Origin of the sequence: Bordetella genomosp. 10 (assembly GCF_002261225.1) — a bacterium.
In the GTDB taxonomy this organism is placed as follows: domain Bacteria; phylum Pseudomonadota; class Gammaproteobacteria; order Burkholderiales; family Burkholderiaceae_B; genus Bordetella_C.
The window spans coordinates 957,038-972,272 of sequence record NZ_NEVM01000002.1 but is presented as its reverse complement, the minus strand read 5'-3'; the positions used below and the strand labels follow the sequence as shown (position 1 = coordinate 972,272).

12 protein-coding genes are annotated in these 15,235 nt (G+C 69.0%); 2 read left to right on the top strand and 10 right to left on the bottom strand.

From position 1 onward, the window contains the following. Positions 1-49: 49 nt before the first annotated feature. A complete protein-coding gene (locus CAL29_RS13680) occupies positions 50-1,351 on the top strand; it encodes a rhomboid family intramembrane serine protease (RefSeq protein ID WP_179284014.1) in 1,302 nt (433 codons plus the stop codon). Positions 1,352-1,354: 3 nt separating this feature from the next. Here CAL29_RS13680 and CAL29_RS13675 read toward each other — a convergent pair whose 3' ends face one another. From CAL29_RS13675 to CAL29_RS13640, 8 genes are all read right to left on the bottom strand, one after another. Next, positions 1,355-2,734, bottom strand: coding sequence for a M20 family metallopeptidase (locus CAL29_RS13675; RefSeq protein ID WP_094853536.1), 1,380 nt, complete (start codon positions 2,732-2,734; stop codon positions 1,355-1,357). Then, positions 2,724-3,800 carry an ABC transporter ATP-binding protein gene (locus tag CAL29_RS13670; RefSeq protein ID WP_218831850.1) on the bottom strand — a complete coding sequence of 359 codons (1,077 nt, stop codon included), beginning with the start codon at positions 3,798-3,800 and terminating at the stop codon, positions 2,724-2,726. The genes CAL29_RS13675 and CAL29_RS13670 overlap by 11 nt, the downstream gene beginning before the upstream one ends. Further along, positions 3,797-4,909 carry an ABC transporter ATP-binding protein gene (locus CAL29_RS13665; protein WP_094853535.1) on the bottom strand — a complete coding sequence of 371 codons (1,113 nt, stop codon included), beginning with the start codon at positions 4,907-4,909 and terminating at the stop codon, positions 3,797-3,799. The genes CAL29_RS13670 and CAL29_RS13665 overlap by 4 nt, the downstream gene beginning before the upstream one ends. After that, positions 4,906-5,826 (bottom strand): ABC transporter permease, encoded by a 921-nt coding sequence (locus CAL29_RS13660; protein WP_373559781.1) that lies wholly within the window; start codon positions 5,824-5,826, stop codon positions 4,906-4,908. Before CAL29_RS13660 ends, CAL29_RS13665 begins: the two co-directional genes overlap by 4 nt. Positions 5,827-5,833: 7 nt before the next feature. Continuing rightward, on the bottom strand, positions 5,834-6,751 hold the full coding sequence (locus CAL29_RS13655; protein WP_094853533.1) for an ABC transporter permease: 918 nt from the start codon (positions 6,749-6,751) through the stop codon (positions 5,834-5,836). A 59-nt stretch (positions 6,752-6,810) separates the two neighbouring features. Then, a complete protein-coding gene (locus tag CAL29_RS13650) occupies positions 6,811-8,361 on the bottom strand; it encodes an ABC transporter substrate-binding protein (protein WP_094853532.1) in 1,551 nt (516 codons plus the stop codon). A 149-nt stretch (positions 8,362-8,510) separates the two neighbouring features. Next, entirely contained in the window at positions 8,511-10,454 is a 1,944-nt protein-coding gene (locus tag CAL29_RS13645) for a sensor histidine kinase (RefSeq protein WP_094853531.1), read from the bottom strand. 73 nt (positions 10,455-10,527) lie between these two features. Continuing rightward, positions 10,528-12,816, bottom strand: a complete 2,289-nt coding sequence (locus CAL29_RS13640) for a putative bifunctional diguanylate cyclase/phosphodiesterase (RefSeq protein WP_094853530.1) — start codon at positions 12,814-12,816, stop codon at positions 10,528-10,530. Between the two features lie 294 nt (positions 12,817-13,110). Here CAL29_RS13640 and CAL29_RS13635 point away from each other — a divergent pair, with 294 nt between their 5' ends. Then, positions 13,111-13,596: a VOC family protein gene (locus tag CAL29_RS13635; protein ID WP_094853529.1), complete on the top strand. Its 486-nt coding sequence runs from the start codon at positions 13,111-13,113 to the stop codon at positions 13,594-13,596. 70 nt (positions 13,597-13,666) lie between these two features. On the opposite strand, the gene CAL29_RS13630 is transcribed toward CAL29_RS13635, so the two are convergent. Beyond that, positions 13,667-14,179: a GAF domain-containing protein gene (locus CAL29_RS13630; RefSeq protein WP_094853528.1), complete on the bottom strand. Its 513-nt coding sequence runs from the start codon at positions 14,177-14,179 to the stop codon at positions 13,667-13,669. A gap of 2 nt (positions 14,180-14,181) precedes the next feature. After that, the gene (locus CAL29_RS13625) at positions 14,182-15,147 is read right to left on the bottom strand and encodes a Bug family tripartite tricarboxylate transporter substrate binding protein (RefSeq protein WP_094853527.1); all 966 of its coding nucleotides are present in this window, start codon (positions 15,145-15,147) and stop codon (positions 14,182-14,184) included. Positions 15,148-15,235: the final 88 nt, after the last annotated feature.

The following is a 15,235-nucleotide window of genomic DNA, read 5'->3' as shown; positions in this document are numbered from 1 at the left end:
CGGCGGCCTCGCCCCGGCCGTCGCCCCTTATCCGAGGAGCCTTTTCCCCATGCCCTCCCCAGGCCGACCGTCCCTGCTTCCCGCCCTCCGGGCCAGCAAGATCACCCTGCTGCTGGTCATCGCCAACGTCGCCGTCTACGCCGGCCTGGGATTCGTCGACACGCGCGCGTTCGAGACGCTGAGCCAGGGCTCCTTCCTGATCGACTGGGGCGCCAACGTCCCGCCGCTGACGCTGTCCGGCGAGTACTGGCGCCTGTTCACCAGCATGTTCCTGCACGTCGGCTTCGCCCACCTGGCCATGAACATGCTGGCCCTGTGGTCGCTGGGCCTGGTGCTGGAGCCGCGCATGCGCTGGCCGGTCTTTCTCGGCATCTACCTGCTGTCCGGGCTGTGCGGCAGCCTGACCACGGCGTTGTGGAACCGGGGCGAGCTCATGGTCAGTTGCGGCGCGTCCGGCGCTATTCTCGGCCTGTTCGGCGCGGCGCTGGCCTACGCCCTGCGCGACCGCAGGACCGGCCGCCTGCATTTCCCCGTGCGCAACCTGATGCTGAGCCTGGTGCTGACCTTCGGCGCCGGCACCGTCTTCTCCATCGATAACGCGGCGCACGCCGGCGGACTGGTCTGCGGCTTCCTGCTGGCCCTGGTCGCGCTGTACAGCGAGAAGCTGCGGCCGGCGGCCGCCGGCGCGACGCTTTCCGTCGCCGGCCTGGCGGTCGCCGCGGCGCTCGTCGCCGTGGCCTCGGCCAATCACGACCAGGATCTGAGCGACAAGCTGGCGGCCGCGCGGCTGAACCGCACGCTGCAACATCTGGGATTCGACGGCTACGCCACCGCGCTGGACGGCGTCCAGACGCTGGATGCCTGCATCATGAGAGTAATGATGGGCGACGCGCCCGACGGCAATCCCATGCCCGACCGCAAGCCCGGCGAAACGCGGGTGGAAGACCTGCGCCAGTGCAACCGTAACGACGACCGGGCCGAGGTGCTCGCGCGCTTCCTGCCGGCGGAATTCGCCCATTGCCGCGCGCAAGCCGCCGACCTGCGCGACAGGGTGACCCGGCAGGCGACCCTGCGCGGCCTCGCCATCATCGACCGCTATTGCACGACGCAGCCGCGGGTCCAGGCCGCCGTCTTCGCCCCCGCACCGGCGGACCTCGACCTGAAGGCCGCCTACCGCGCCCGCCAGGACGTGGAGAACCTGCTCGACGGGACCGGGGTGGAAATCGGCGACGGCCGGGGCACGGACGAGGAATCGTCCAAGGCCATCCGCGAACTCCTGCGCGGCGCCGGCCCGCTGGCGACGGCCGTGGTGGAGGAATCCGGCTGCCCGTACTGGTCCTGCCGGCGATAAGCCTCAGGCCGGCGCCTTCTCCCCCAGGTCCCAGTACAAGCCCGCCATGATGGCCATGCCCTCGCGGGCAATGGCCACCGGCAGGTGCTCGTTGGGCGCGTGCTGCGAGCATCCCGCATAGGAATGCGGCACCCACAGCGTGGGCATGCCCAGGGTGTCGCTGAAGACGTGATTGGGCAAGGTGCCGCCCAGGTTGGGCAGGATGGCCGGTTTCTTGCCCGTGGTCTCGGCGATCGACGCGGCCGCCCATTGCACCCACGGATGGTCGGGGTCCAGGCGCGTGGCCGGCGCCATTTCCTGGCGCGGACTGGACAGTTCGATCATGGTGTAGCCCAGCCGGTCCAGGTGGCGCCGCAAGGCCGGCACCACCGCTTCGGGATCGACCCCGACGACGTAGCGCAGTTGCATGCGCGCCCAGGCGCGCGGCGGAATGGCATGCACCGGCTTGTCCGGATTGCCGCACACGAAGGCCAGGACCTCGGCCGAACTCCAGCCGTACACTTTCTCCGCCGCGGTGAAGCCCGGCTCGCCCCAGCCGGGATCGATGGCGGGCCCGTCAGCCGTGTCCAGCACGCAGTCGGCCAGCGCGCGCCGCACGGAGCCGGGCAGCTCCGGCGGCATCCACTCCGGCACCAGGATCTTGCCGGTGGGACCCACGATGGTGGCGATCGCGTTGGCCAACTGGATGCCGGGGTTGGACAGCAGCCCGCCCCAGTTGCCGGAGTGATGGCCGCCTTCGCGCGCGTCGATCTCCAGGTCGACGTTGACGATGGCGCGCGAACCCATGAACAGGGTCGGCCGTTCTGCCAGCAGGCGCGGGCCGTCGGAGGCGATCAGCACGTCGCCGCGCAGCAGGTCGCGATGCGCGGCGCACACGTCGAGCAGGCCGGGCGAACCCATTTCCTCGCCCATCTCGATCAGGTACTTGACGTTGAAGCCCAGTTTGCCGCGGGTTTCCAGCACGCACTTGAGCGCGGCCAGGTTGATCGAATGCTGCCCCTTGTTGTCGGCCACGCCGCGCCCGTACCAGCGGTCGTCCCTGGGCGTCAGCGTCCAGGGATCCAGCGCGTCGCGCCAACGGCCTTCCATGCCCGGCACCACGTCGCCGTGGCCGTAGGAAAACACCGTGGTCAGCGCGGGATCCTCGATGCGCTGCGCGAACAGGAAGGGGCCCTTGGCGCGCGGATGCTCCAGCACCTGGCAGTCGAAGCCCAGGGCCTCCAGCGTCGGCCGCATCTCCTTGTCCAGGTAGGCCCGCAGCTCGGCGGCGCGCTCGGGATTCTGGCTCTCGGTCGGCCGCGCCACGCGGCGCGCCACGTCAGCGAAGAGCGTGCCGTCGTCGAAGTATTCCTGTGCGCGTTGGATGGCTGCGCTACGAGTCATGATGAGGTTCCTCCAGGGGAAAATGGCAAGCATGCCGATGCGCGGCGCCGGTCATGCGCGGCGTCTCGCGCGCGCAGGTTTCCCGGGCGCGCGGACAGCGCGGATGAAACGCACAGCCCGGCGGCGGATGCAGCGGGCTGGGAAACTCGCCGGACAAGGGGATGGCGGGCAGGCCCGCGCCCGGCGTCGGCGCCAGCACCGAACCCAGCAGCGCCGCGGTATAGGGATGGCGCGGCGCGTTGAAGACGTCGGCGGTCGCGCCCTCCTCCACCACCGCGCCGAGGTACATCACGGCCACCCGGTCGACGAGATGGTGGACGACCGCCAGGTTGTGGCTGATCAGCACCATGGTCAGGTTGAAGTCCCGCTGCAAGCCGCTGAGCAGGTTGAGGATCTGCGATTGCACCGACACGTCCAGGGCGGAGGTCGGTTCGTCGCAGACCAGGATTTCCGGCTCGCCGATCAGCGCGCGGGCGATGGCCACGCGCTGGCGCTGGCCGCCCGACAACTGGCTGGGATAGGCGTTGAGCAGATGCGGCGGCAGGCCCACGGCATGGGCGATGTCGGCGACCTTGCGGGCCCGCGCGCCGGCGCGCTCGCCGCGGACTTCCAGCGTCGCGCCGATGATGGCGGCCGCCGTCATGCGCGGGTTGAGCGAGGAATACGGGTCCTGGAACACGGGCTGGATCAGGCGCGCGCGCTCCAGCCGGCCATAGGCGGACACGGGCCGGCCGTCCACGAGCACCGTGCCGGAAGTCGGCGCTTCCATGCCCAGGAGCAGCTTGGCCAGGGTGCTCTTGCCGCAGCCGGACTCGCCCACCAGGCCCAGGGTCTGCCCCTTGTACACGTCGAGATCCACGCCCCGCACGGCCTGCAGGATGCCGCCGCCGACCTTGTAGTCGCGGGTCACCGCGTTGGCGCGCAGCAGCGGCGCGCCCGGCCTCATGCCAGGCCTTGCATCGGTCATCGCGCCGGACGTCGTGACGGATACGGCGCCGCGCTCCGCCGGCGCATCGGATGGCGCCGCCTTGCGCGCGCCCGCCGAATCGATGGCATCAAGATTCATGCCGCGCTCCTTGCCGGTATGTCTTCGCCCGCACCGGCGACGGCGGCGCGCGTGAAGCGTTGCCACGCATCGGCAGGCCGGCCGCCGCCATCGACCGGCAGCACGCAACGCACCGCATGGCCGGTATCGTCGTCCTCGCGCAAGGGCACCGGCCCGGCCGCACAGGCCGCGCCGGCGTAGGGACAGCGCTCCAGGAAACCGCAGCGCGTCAACGCGCCCGCCTGGCGCGGCACCACGCCCGGGATATAACCCAGCATCTCGCCCCGCCGCGTCGCCCCGGGCACCGGGATGGAACGCAGCAGGCCTTCCGTGTAGGGATGCAGCGGCCGCGCCAGCACGCTGGCGCAGGCGCCGGTTTCCACCACCTGGCCGCCGTACATCACGGCCACCCGGTCGGCGATGCCGGCCACCACGCCCAGGTCGTGCGTGATCAGCACCAGCCCGATGCCGGTCTCGCGCTGGATGCGCGCCAGCAAGTGCAGGATCTGCGCCTGGATGGTGACGTCCAGCGCCGTGGTCGGCTCGTCGGCGATGATCAGTTCGGGCTCGCACAGCAAGGCCATGGCGATCATGATGCGCTGGCGCAAGCCGCCGGACAACTGGTGCGGATATTGCGCCAGGCGCTGTTCCGGCGAGGAGACGCCGACCTGTCGCAGCAGCTCCACGCACCGCGCGATGGCGTCCGCGCGGCTGACCGCGCGGTGCTGGCGCAACACCTCCGTCATCTGGTCGCCGACGCGGTAACAGGGGTCCAGCGCGGTCATCGGATCCTGGAAGATCATGGCGATGCGGTTGCCGCGCACCTGGCGCCAGTCGCGCTCGGACAGTCCTTGCAGCGACGCACCCTTCAAGGCGATGCGCTGCGCGGTGATGCGCGCCTGGCGCGGCAGCAGGCCCATGATGGCCAGCGACGTCAGGCTCTTGCCGCAGCCCGATTCGCCCACGATGGCCAGGGTTTCGCCGGCCGCCACGCGCAGGTCCACCCCGCGCACCGGCCGCAACAGGCCGTCGGCCGTCGCAATTTCCACCGCCAGGCCGCGCACGTCCAACACGGGCTCGCCCGCCTCTCCCGGGGAAGATGCGCGCTCGGGATGCGCCGCCCGGCTCATGCCCTGCCCTCCGGCGCCGTGGCGTCGCGCAGCGCGTCGCCCAGCATGTTGATGGCCAGCACCAGCAGCACCAGCGCGGCGCCCGGCACGGCGATCAGGTAGGGGCGGAACATCAACTGGTTCTTGGCCTCGGCGATCATCAGCCCCCAGGTGAACAGCGGCGGCTGCACGCCCAGCCCCAGGAAGGACAGCGTCGCCTCCAGCAGGATGGCGTGCGCCATTTCGATGGACGCGACGACCACCAGCGGCCCCGTCAGGTTGGGCAGGATTTCCTTGAACAGGATGCGCGGCGTCGAACTGCCGATGGCGCGCGCGGCGCCGACGAACTCGCGGCCGGCGAGCAGTTGGGTGGCGCTGCGCGTGACGACGGCGAAGCGGTCCCACAGCAGCAGCCCGATGACCAGGATCAGCAGGGGCAGCGAGTTGCCCACCACCGCCACAACCACCAGGGCCACCAGCACCACCGGCAAGGTCAGGCGGATGGTGAGGATGAAGTTCACCGCCAGGTCGATCCGCCCGCCCCAATAGCCGGCGGCCACGCCCAGCGCCGTGCCCACCGCGCCCGAGACGAGCACGGTCAGGACGCCGACCACCAGGGAAATGCGCGCGCCGTACAGCAGCCGGGCGAAATAGTCGCGGCCCAACGCATCGGTGCCCAGCAGGTGCGCCCAGCTACCCTTGGGCGACCACACCGGCGGAATCAGGCGCTGGCTCAGATCCTGCAAGGCGGGATCGGCCGAGGTCAGCAGCGGTGCGCAGACGGCGCAGAAAACGATGATCAGCAGGATGCCTCCGCCGAACCAGAACCCGCCGTGCCGCAACGCGCGGCGCACGGCGGCCTGGCGCGGCGACAGGAGGCGCGTCGCGGCCGCCGCCGCGGTCGGCGGCGGCGCGATCGCCGGCGTGGATGCTTGCATATTCATCTCAGGAAATCCGGATGCGCGGGTCCAGCGCCGCGTTCAGCAGGTCCGCCAGCAAGGTCAGCAGCGCGTACACCACCGCGATCGCCAGCAGGATGGCCTGCACCACCTCGATGTCGGAGCGCTGGATGGACTGCCAGGCCAGATAGCCCAGGCCCTTGAGCGAGAACACCGTTTCGATGACGATGGAGCCGCCCAGCATGTAGCCCAGTTGCACGGCCGCCAGCGACACCACCGGGATGATGGCGTGCCGCAAGGCGTGGCGCAGCACCACGCGCCAGCGCGACAGGCCGTAGGCGCGCGCCGTGCGCACGTGGTCCGACTGCAAGGCCTCGATCATGCCGGATCGGGTCAGGCGCATGATGGCGGGCGCCGCGTTATAGCCCAGCGCCACCGCCGGCAGCACGAAATGCAGCCAGGTCGAGCCGCCCGACACGGGCAGCCAGCGCAAGGTCACCGCGAAGACGAAGATCAGCAGCATGGCGAAGACGAAGGACGGCACGGCCTGCCCCGCCACCGCCAGCCACAGCGCGAAACGGTCGACCAGCGTGTTGGGCCGCAGCGCCGCCAGCACGCCGAGCGGGATCGACAGCAGCAGCGTGAACGCCAGCGCCATCAGGCCCAGCCGCACGGTCACCGGCGCGTACTCGGCCAACACCGGCTGGACGGGCGTGCGCAGATAGAAGGAACGGCCGAAGTCGCCATGCAGCACCCGGCCCACCCAGTTGAAATATTGCTCGGCCAGCGGACGATCGAAGCCGTACACCTTGCGGATGTTCTCGACATCCTGCTGCGTGGCGTTCTCGCCGGCCATGGCGACGGCGGGGTCGCCCGACAGGTGCACCAGCGAAAACGCCACGACGGAGACCACCGCGACCACCGCCAACGTAACCAGCAAACGCTTGACTGCATAGGACAGCATGGGAAAAGACCGGCTGGGGCGCGCCCGCCGGCGCCGCCCGGTTGTTCAACCCTGGAGGATCACTTCCAGCGGGCCAGGTAGAAATGCGCCATTTCGTCGGGCGTCAAGGGATAGTCCAGGTCCTTGTTGAAGGCATAGGTGCGTCCGTAGGTGTACAGCGGCACGAAATACGCCTGGTCCTGGATGCGCGACAAGGCCTTGGCGTAGTACTCCTTGCGTTTTTCGGGATCGGTCGACGTATCGGCGGTCTCCAGCCAGTCGCGCACCTGGGGATCGCGGGCGTAGTCGTCGCCCGTGAACTTGAAGTAGTAGCTGGTCGACGCCGACGCGTCCAGCATGCCGTTGGACCCCAGCGTCAGGTGCGCCAGTTGCGCCTTGCCGCCGACCACGATGGGCCGCAGCGCGCCCCATTGCAGGAACTGGATGTTGGTGCGGATGCCGACCGCGCGCAGGTAATTCGCCACCGCCTCCGTGTACTGGCGGTCACGGTAGGCGTAGAAGGTGATGTCGAAGCCGTTCGGGTAGCCCGCCTCGGCCAGCAGCGCCTTGGCCTTGGCCGGATCGTAGGGATAATCGGGCACCTTGTCCGTGCAGCCGAACTGGTTCATGGTGCACATGGACTTCTGCACCACCGAGCCGGGGCCGATCAGGTTCTTCACCAGGGCCGCGCGGTCGATGGCGTAGAACACGGCGCGCCGCACGCGGATATCCTTCATCGGGTTGTCGCCGGAACGGCCCGAGGCATCCAGCGACAGGAAGGACATGCGCATCGTCGGGGCCGACTTCACCGTGATGTTGTCCTGCTCGGCCAGCAGCTTGGCGTTCTCCGGCGGCACGCCCCACATCCAGTCGATGCCGCCCGTCATCAGCTCCGAGACCTGCGTATCGACATCCGGGATGGTGCGCAGCACGATCTTGCCGATATGGGGCTTGCCCTTGGGACTGCCTTCCCAATATTGGTCGTTCTTGACCAGGGTCAGGGACTGGCCCGGCTTGTATTCCTGAAGCTTGTACGGCCCCGTGCACATCGGCAGCACCGCGCCGTAATCGCGCCGGGTCTTGCCGTCGGCGGTGGGCACCGTGGGCGCGTTGTCGTAGTGTCCCTTGGGGAAGATGGGCGACGTGCCCGTCAGGTATTCCAACGCGGCGGGCGCGGGATGCTTCGCATGGAAGATCACTTCATAGGGCGACACCACCTCGACGTTCTGTATCCAGTCGACCAGGGCGCGGAACGCCATGCCGCTGCTCTCGGGCGCCAGGGTGTTGAAGGTATAGGCCACGTCCTCGGCGGTCATCTCCTTGCCGTTGTGGAACTTGACGCCCTTGCGCAGCTTGACGTCCAGCGTGCGGTCGTCGGTCCACGCCCAGCTCGTGGCCAGCAGCGGCTTGTACTCGTTGGTGATGGGATCGCGGTGCACCAGGGAATCGCACATCGCGTAGGTCACGATCAAGGCTTCGCGCTGGTTGCCGTAGTAGATGTCCGGCGTATTCATCTCGGAGGCGGTGGCCCATACCAGGGTATCGTCCGCCTTGCCCGCCCACGCGGAACCGCCGCCCGCCGTCAGGACCGCGGCCGCCGCCACGCCCAGCAAGAATCGCTTGCCGCCCATTTCCTATCCCCTTGGCTAAATTGCATTCAAAATTGCATTCAAAAACCCCAAGGGATTTTGCCGACGCGGTCGGCCCGTGCCTACCTAGGACATACACTAGGGCCCCGGCGCGCGGGAAAGCGCCCTTCCCCGCGGAACGCGGGTAGGCCCTAAGCCCGCCCCGCCGGCGCCTGCCGCGGCAGCACCAGCGTGAAGGTCGTGCCATGGCGTTCGCCCCCGCGCCGGCTCTGCACGTCGATGCGGCCGCCCAGCACCTCGTTGACCATCTGCGCGACGATGTGCAGGCCCAGGCCGGTGCCGCCGTGCCGCCGGTTGGTGGTGTAGAAGGGATCGAAGATATGCGGCAGGTCCGCCGCGTCGATGCCCGCGCCGTCGTCGATGACGCGCACGACCACGTCGTCGCGCGCTTCGCCGTGGGCCTGGATGCGCAGCGTGCCGGCGCCCTGCGCGTTGTCGAAGGCGTGCGCCAGGGCATTGTTCAGAAGATTGCCGATCACCTGTTCCAGCGGGCCGGGATAGCTGTCCATGAACAGCCCCGGCTCCAGTTCCAGGCGCAGCTCGATCTGCCCTGGGTAAGGCCATTTGCGCAGGCGCGGATCGGCGTCCAGCACGACTTCGTCCAGGACGAAGGAGCGCCGTTCCATGCTAGTGCGGTCCACCGCCACCTGCTTGAAACGGCGCACGATGGCCGATGCCCGCCGCACCGCGGCATCGGCCAGCCGGGTAGCCTCGTCCGCCTCGGACAGGAAGCCTTGCAGCTCCGACTTGCGCAGGCCCGCCTCCAGCCGGCCGCGCAAGGTGTCGACGGATTGCGCCAACGTGTTGATCGCCAGGCTGGCGCCGCCCAGCGGCGTATTCAGTTCGTGCGCCACCCCGGCCACCATCAGGCCCAGCGAGGACAGGCGCTCCGCGCGCGACAGGTCCGCGCGCACATTGGTCAGATTGCCGTAGGCCTCGCGCAAGGCCTGGTTGGCGCGGCGCAATTCCTCCGCGCGCGCCTCGTCGTCGACCATGCCGCGCATCGTCATCCAGCCGTAGCGCAGCGTGACCAGCAGCGCGAGGGCCATGAGGGGCGCGAGCATCATCTTCCAGCTATCGGCCCAGCCCGCCGCCTGCCCCCGGTCGCCGCTCACCAGCACGATCACGCCGACCTTGGTGATCACGGGCCCCGCGCTCTCCATGTCGGTGAACGTATCCGTGCCTATGCGCAGCCGGCGAAAGGCATAGTCGCCGTCGCGCCCGCGGTAGCGGCCGTTGTTCTCGCGGCCCAGCGCCCGCCACAAGGCCGGGTCGGTATCGGAGACGCGGCGTTGCGGCGCGCCCAGTTGCCAAGCCCAGTCGTCGTCGGGCTCGGGTCCCTGCAGCCAGTAGCCGCTGTCGTTGAGCAGCAGCACCGTCAGGCCCTGGCGCCGGGCCAGGTCGTTCAAGCGGCTCAGCAGGCGCGATACCCGGTAATTGAGCACCACGACACCCTGGGCGACGTCGTGCTCGTAAAGCGGCGTGGCCACGCGCAGCGTCGGCACCAGCGGGCGCTCGACGCCGCCGTGCTCCTCATTGAGGTTGATCTGCGAGAAATACACCGAGCCCGGCGGCGTGCCGCGCGTCTCCTCGAAATAAGGTCCCGTGACCTTGTCCTGCAATTCGGACGGCGACGCCAGCACGGGGCTGCCCACGCGCCAGTTCACGCGCAGCCGCTCGCGGCCGTCCTGTCCCAGCCAGCGCACCTGGTCGTAGACCCCGGCCGTGCGCGAGAACGTCATGTACAGGCGCGCCATCGGCGAGCCGTCGGCGACGTTGTCGCGCGGCAGTTGCGCGGACATGTCGCTGAGAAAGAGCACGTCGTGCTCCACGCTGTCCAGCGTGCGCCGCAGGATTTCCATCGACTCGTCCAGCAAGCCTTCCCTTTCGCGCCAGAGCGGCTCCTGCGCCAGGGCGTCGAACTTGGCCCACAACCACGGAAAGCCCGTCGCGAAAACGACCAGCCAGGGCAGCAGCATGACGGCGAAGCGGCGCCGCACCGGCCGCGGCAAGGCGAGAAAGGCGCGCAGCAAGGAAGTCCGCGCAGGCGCGGCGGCAGACGGCATTACGCTCATGGGATGCCCTCCTGTCGCTTCGCGACTGCCTCCCCAAGGGAGGATTCGCGCTTGGGGCGGCCCGGCGCGCTCATCACCCTCCCAAGGCCTGCGCCTGCCGCCCCAATCGGTCCAGGAAGTCGTCGATGGGCTCGGGGCGGGCGTACAGGAAGCCCTGCGCGTACGGACAGCCGTGCGCCAGCAACCATGCCGCCTGGCCGGCCGTCTCCACGCCCTCGGCCACGAGCTGCATGTTCAGGCGCCGGCCCAGCTTGAGGATCATCTCCGCGATGACGTGATCGCCCGCCTCCTGGTCGATGGCCTGGATGAAATGACGGTCCACCTTCAGCGTGGTGACGGGCATGTCGCGCAGATAGGCCAGGGACGAATAGCCGGTGCCGAAGTCGTCGATGGCGATGGGAAAGCCCGCCTCGCGCAAACCGCGCAGCAGCACGCCGTTGCTTTCATGATCGTGCATGGCGACGCTCTCGGTGATTTCCAGCTCCAGGCGCCGCGGATCGACGCCGTATTCGGCGGCCAGGGCGATCAATTCCTGCATGAAGCCGCGCCGCGCGAACTGCACGGCCGAGACGTTGACCGCCACCTTGACGTCCTCGTGGCCCGCCCTGCCCAGCCGCGCCAGCGCCTCGCACGCCAGCCGCAGCACGCGGTTGCCCAGCGGAATGATCAAGCCGTTCGCCTCGGCCATGGGGATGAACTCGGCGGGCGGCACGCGCACCCCGTCCTCGCGGGTCCAGCGCGCCAGCGCCTCGGCGGCGATCACCCGGCCGGTGACGATATCCACCTGGGGCTGCAATTCGATGCCGATCTGGTCGCAGCGCACGGCGCGGGACAGCTCGCGCGAGCGGAGGAAGCGCTGGTTCAGCATCTGCTCCTCGCGCGCCTCGTACTCCGCCAGGCCCACGCCGTTCTTGATGGGAGAACGCCGCAGCAGCAGCGAACCCAGCGCCATCGCCGAGGCGGCGGAGCCCTCGTAGGCGTCCAGGTCCAGCCGCGCCGCGCGCACGCTGATGAAGACCTGGTCGTCGCCGCCATCCATGAATTCCAGTTGATCGACCTGGTCGTGCCCCAGCCGCTCGGCTTGCCCGAGGATGGCGAAGGTGTCGTCGTGCAGGCGCGCCACCAGGCTGGGCGGCGGAAAGACCGCGAGCAGCCGCGCCGCCATCTTCTGCAGCATCAGGTTGCCCTGCTCCACGCCCAGCGCCAGGCAACTGGCCGTGTACTGGTCCAGCTCGACGAACAATATCGCGCGGTCGCGCGGCGCCGGCTGCTCCAGCACCGGCGCCAGGGCCCGCAGCATGGCGTTGGCGTTGGGCAGGGACAGCAGCGTGTCCTCGTAGGCCACGCGGTCCAGCCGGCTGTTCAAGGCGACGTTGATCAGGCCGGAGTTGATGTGCGCGGCGAAGACCCGCAGCAATTCATGCTCGGTGGGGTCCAGCACGCGGCCCGTGGCGATATAGGTGGCCGCGTGCGGGCCGTCCTCCGCTCCGGGGAAAAACAGCACCTGGCTGGCGCCGCCGTCGACGTTGGCGCGCAAGGTCAGCGCCCGCACCAGGGCATCGCGGATCTCTCCCTGGCGCAGGTCCCCCAGGGCCATGTCGATGGCGTCCGCCAATCGGCCCGCGGCGCCCACGATGCGCGCCTGCAAGGGGTCGTGCTGCGCGCCGCCGTCCTCGGCCACGCACACCAGGCCTTCCGGCGCCACGCCCAGCAGGCGCGCCAGCTCCAGCACCACGCGTTGCGAAAAATCCGCCAGGCTGCGGGAACGGGTCAGGCAGTTGCCGGCCTCCACGATCACCTGCAGGCCCTTGCGGGCGCGGCCCAGGGCGCGAATCTGCTCCCAGGTGCGCAGGTTGCTCATGAGGATGCCGTGCAGGCGTTCCACCGTGAGGTCCGTCTTGAGCCAGTAGTCGCTGATGTCCAGTTGCGACAGGGACTGCTTCATCGGCGCCATGCCGGGCTGCCCGGTCAGCAGCACCACGCGCACCTCGGCGTTGCCCAGCACTTCGCGCACGCTGCGCACCAGCCTCAGGCCGGCATCGTCGGTCTCCATGACGACGTCCAGCAGGATCAGCGCGATCTCCTCGCCCTCGGCAAGCAGGCGCGCCGCGGCGGCGGCGGAATTGACGGAAAGAATGCGGACCGGCTCGCCCAGGAAGGTGAAATTGGCCAATGCCAGGCGCAGCGAGCGCTGGAATTCGCCATCGTCGTCGACCGAAAGAACGGTAAAACCCGTCGCGGCGGCCTGCGCGCCGTCGTCGCTGCCCGGCGTCCGCGCCGCGCCTCCTTCCGGTTCGGCCGCGAACGTGAAGAGATCGCCGTCCTCCGCGCCCTCGTGCCCGGTTTTCCCTCCTGCGGCCATCTGCCCCCCTATGCCTTGTCTCGACTTTTCCGGATCCAGGGTCCGGCGCAGCCAGCCGTGCGCAAGCTGTGTTCTACGAGTGTTCTACGATTGTGAATAGAACTTATATCCCAGCATATTAATAGAAACAATAGGTTTCTCACGCGCGGAAGTCCTATCCCTCGTATGACAACTGCGAGAAAGTAGGAATCAAACAGGCCAATCCCCGCCATGTCGATCCCGCGGATCGTCATTCGTCGTCGCAATGAAGCGAAGCCGCCCGCCGGGCGGTCCGACACCCCAGGAGACCCCGCCATGAACACGACCGTCAAACCGATTCCCCCGGACACGCACACGGTGACGCCGCATCTCGTCTGCCGCGACGCGGCCGGCGCCATCGACTTCTACAAGAAAGCCTTCGACGCCGCCGAACTGACGCGCCTGCCCGGCCCGGACGGCAAGCTGATGCACGCCATGCTGCGCATCGGCGATTCCAAGGTGATGCTGGCCGACGAAATGCCGAGCTGCGGGTCGTTCAGCCCCGTCGCGCTGAAGGGCACGCCCATCACGCTGCACCTGTACGTCGCCGACGTCGACGCCGCCTACGCCCGCGCCATCGAAGCCGGCGGCAAGGCCATCATGCCGCCCGCCGACATGTTCTGGGGCGACCGCTACGGCGTCCTGGAAGATCCCTACGGGCACCGCTGGTCCATGGCGACGCACACGCGCGACATGACGCCGGAGCAGATGGACAAGGAGATGAAGGAAATGATGGCCAACTGGAAACCGCCGGGACAATAGGAGGACCGGCGCGGAAGACCAGGCAGGAGGGCCGGCCGGGAAGACCGGCCGGCAGGACCGGCGCGCCGCCTCAGCCCGCCCGCAGGCCGAGGAATCCCGGCACCGCCAGCATGGCGCCCAGCCGGGCGCCGGCCACCATGGCCGGCGTCACGCGCTCGGCCGGCATCAGCAGGTTCAACGTGCCCAGGCAGACGTCGCCCATCACCACCGGCACGTTGATCACCGATTTCAGGCCGAGCGACGCGATGGCGGCATGGTCGTCGAACGACTCGCGGATCGCCGCCTCGCCCTCGCCCACGTACACGCGCCGCTCCAGCAGCACGTGCCGTCCCCACGGCATGCCCGCCTTGTCCTTGGAGCCGCCCGGCGGATAGGACCGGGGGTCGGAGCTGTAGAGGCGCCGCACGGCGACGCGCTCGGCCTCGAAACGGTTGACCGTGCACAGCGTATGGCCCAGCAAGGGGCGCAGGTAACGGTCGATGGCGCCGAACAGCGCCACCGGATCCCGGCCGGCGCAGGCCGACGCGAGCGCGTCGACATCGAGCAGCGGCGCGGCGGCCGACAGATCCAGGGTCGGGGTCATATTCAATCCTCGGCGCGGATGCCCAGTTCGCGCACCAGCTTGCCGTACTTGTCGGCGTCGCGCCGCAACACTTCGGCGAACTGCGCGGGCGTGGTCTGCAACACCTGCACGCCGATGTCGCCCATCTGTTTCCGCACGTCCGGCAGGGCCAGGATGCGGTTGATTTCCTTGTTCAGCTTGTCGACCACGGCGGGATCCATGCCCGCCGGCCCGAACGCGCCATACCATACGGCCAATTCGTAGCCCGGCACGGTTTCGCCGACGGTGGGCACGTCGGGCAGCAGCGGCGAACGCTTGTCCTCCGTCACGGCCAGCAGCCTGAGCTTGCCGGAGTTGACGTGGGGCAGCGTCTGCGTGCCCGCGCTGAACAGCAACTGGGTGCGGTCGGCGACGGTGTCCAGCACCGCGGGCGCGCCGCCGCGATAAGGCACGTGGGTCATCTTGATGCCCGTGGCCTTCTCGAACATGGCCGCGCTCAGATGATTGGTCGAGCCCGCGCCGGCCGATGCGTAGGCCAGCGTGTGCGTCTTGGCGTAGTCGATGAACTCCGCGACGTTCTTCACCGGCAGCGCGGGATTGACCACCATGGTGTTGGTGACCAACGCCAGCTCGGCGATGGGCGTGAAGTCCTTGACGCCGTCGAACGGCATCGTGGCGTACAGCGCCTGGTTCATGGTGTGCGTGCTCATCGAGCCGATCAGCAGCGTGTAGCCGTCCGGCTTGGAACGCGCCACGTAGGACGAGCCGATGTTGCCCGAGGCGCCGGAGCGGTTCTCGACGATCACCGACTGGCCCAGCGAGGTCGTCAGGTGCTGCGACAACAGGCGCGCCAGGATGTCGGTGGAGCCGCCCGCGGCCCAGGGCACCACCAGGGTGATGGGCTTGTCGGGATAGGCGGCCGCGGCCAGCGCCGGCATGATGGCCAATGCGGCCAGCGCGCCGCGGAAGAAACGTCGGAAGGAAGGCATGAAAATCCCCTTATCGCAAAGAGCCGGTGCGTATGCCGGCGGAAACCCTGGCGCCGCGCGCATCGCGCGAAGCCGGACCATTTTTCTC

Coding starts and splice junctions, on each gene's coding strand:
- CAL29_RS13680 (WP_179284014.1), top strand. CDS start 50: ATGCCCTCCCCAGGCCGACCGTCCCTGCTTCCCGCCCTCCGGGCCAGC.
- CAL29_RS13675 (WP_094853536.1), bottom strand. CDS start 2,734: ATGACTCGTAGCGCAGCCATCCAACGCGCACAGGAATACTTCGACGAC.
- CAL29_RS13670 (WP_218831850.1), bottom strand. CDS start 3,800: ATGAATCTTGATGCCATCGATTCGGCGGGCGCGCGCAAGGCGGCGCCA.
- CAL29_RS13665 (WP_094853535.1), bottom strand. CDS start 4,909: ATGAGCCGGGCGGCGCATCCCGAGCGCGCATCTTCCCCGGGAGAGGCG.
- CAL29_RS13660 (WP_373559781.1), bottom strand. CDS start 5,826: ATGCAAGCATCCACGCCGGCGATCGCGCCGCCGCCGACCGCGGCGGCG.
- CAL29_RS13655 (WP_094853533.1), bottom strand. CDS start 6,751: ATGCTGTCCTATGCAGTCAAGCGTTTGCTGGTTACGTTGGCGGTGGTC.
- CAL29_RS13650 (WP_094853532.1), bottom strand. CDS start 8,361: ATGGGCGGCAAGCGATTCTTGCTGGGCGTGGCGGCGGCCGCGGTCCTG.
- CAL29_RS13645 (WP_094853531.1), bottom strand. CDS start 10,454: ATGAGCGTAATGCCGTCTGCCGCCGCGCCTGCGCGGACTTCCTTGCTG.
- CAL29_RS13640 (WP_094853530.1), bottom strand. CDS start 12,816: ATGGCCGCAGGAGGGAAAACCGGGCACGAGGGCGCGGAGGACGGCGAT.
- CAL29_RS13635 (WP_094853529.1), top strand. CDS start 13,111: ATGAACACGACCGTCAAACCGATTCCCCCGGACACGCACACGGTGACG.
- CAL29_RS13630 (WP_094853528.1), bottom strand. CDS start 14,179: ATGACCCCGACCCTGGATCTGTCGGCCGCCGCGCCGCTGCTCGATGTC.
- CAL29_RS13625 (WP_094853527.1), bottom strand. CDS start 15,147: ATGCCTTCCTTCCGACGTTTCTTCCGCGGCGCGCTGGCCGCATTGGCC.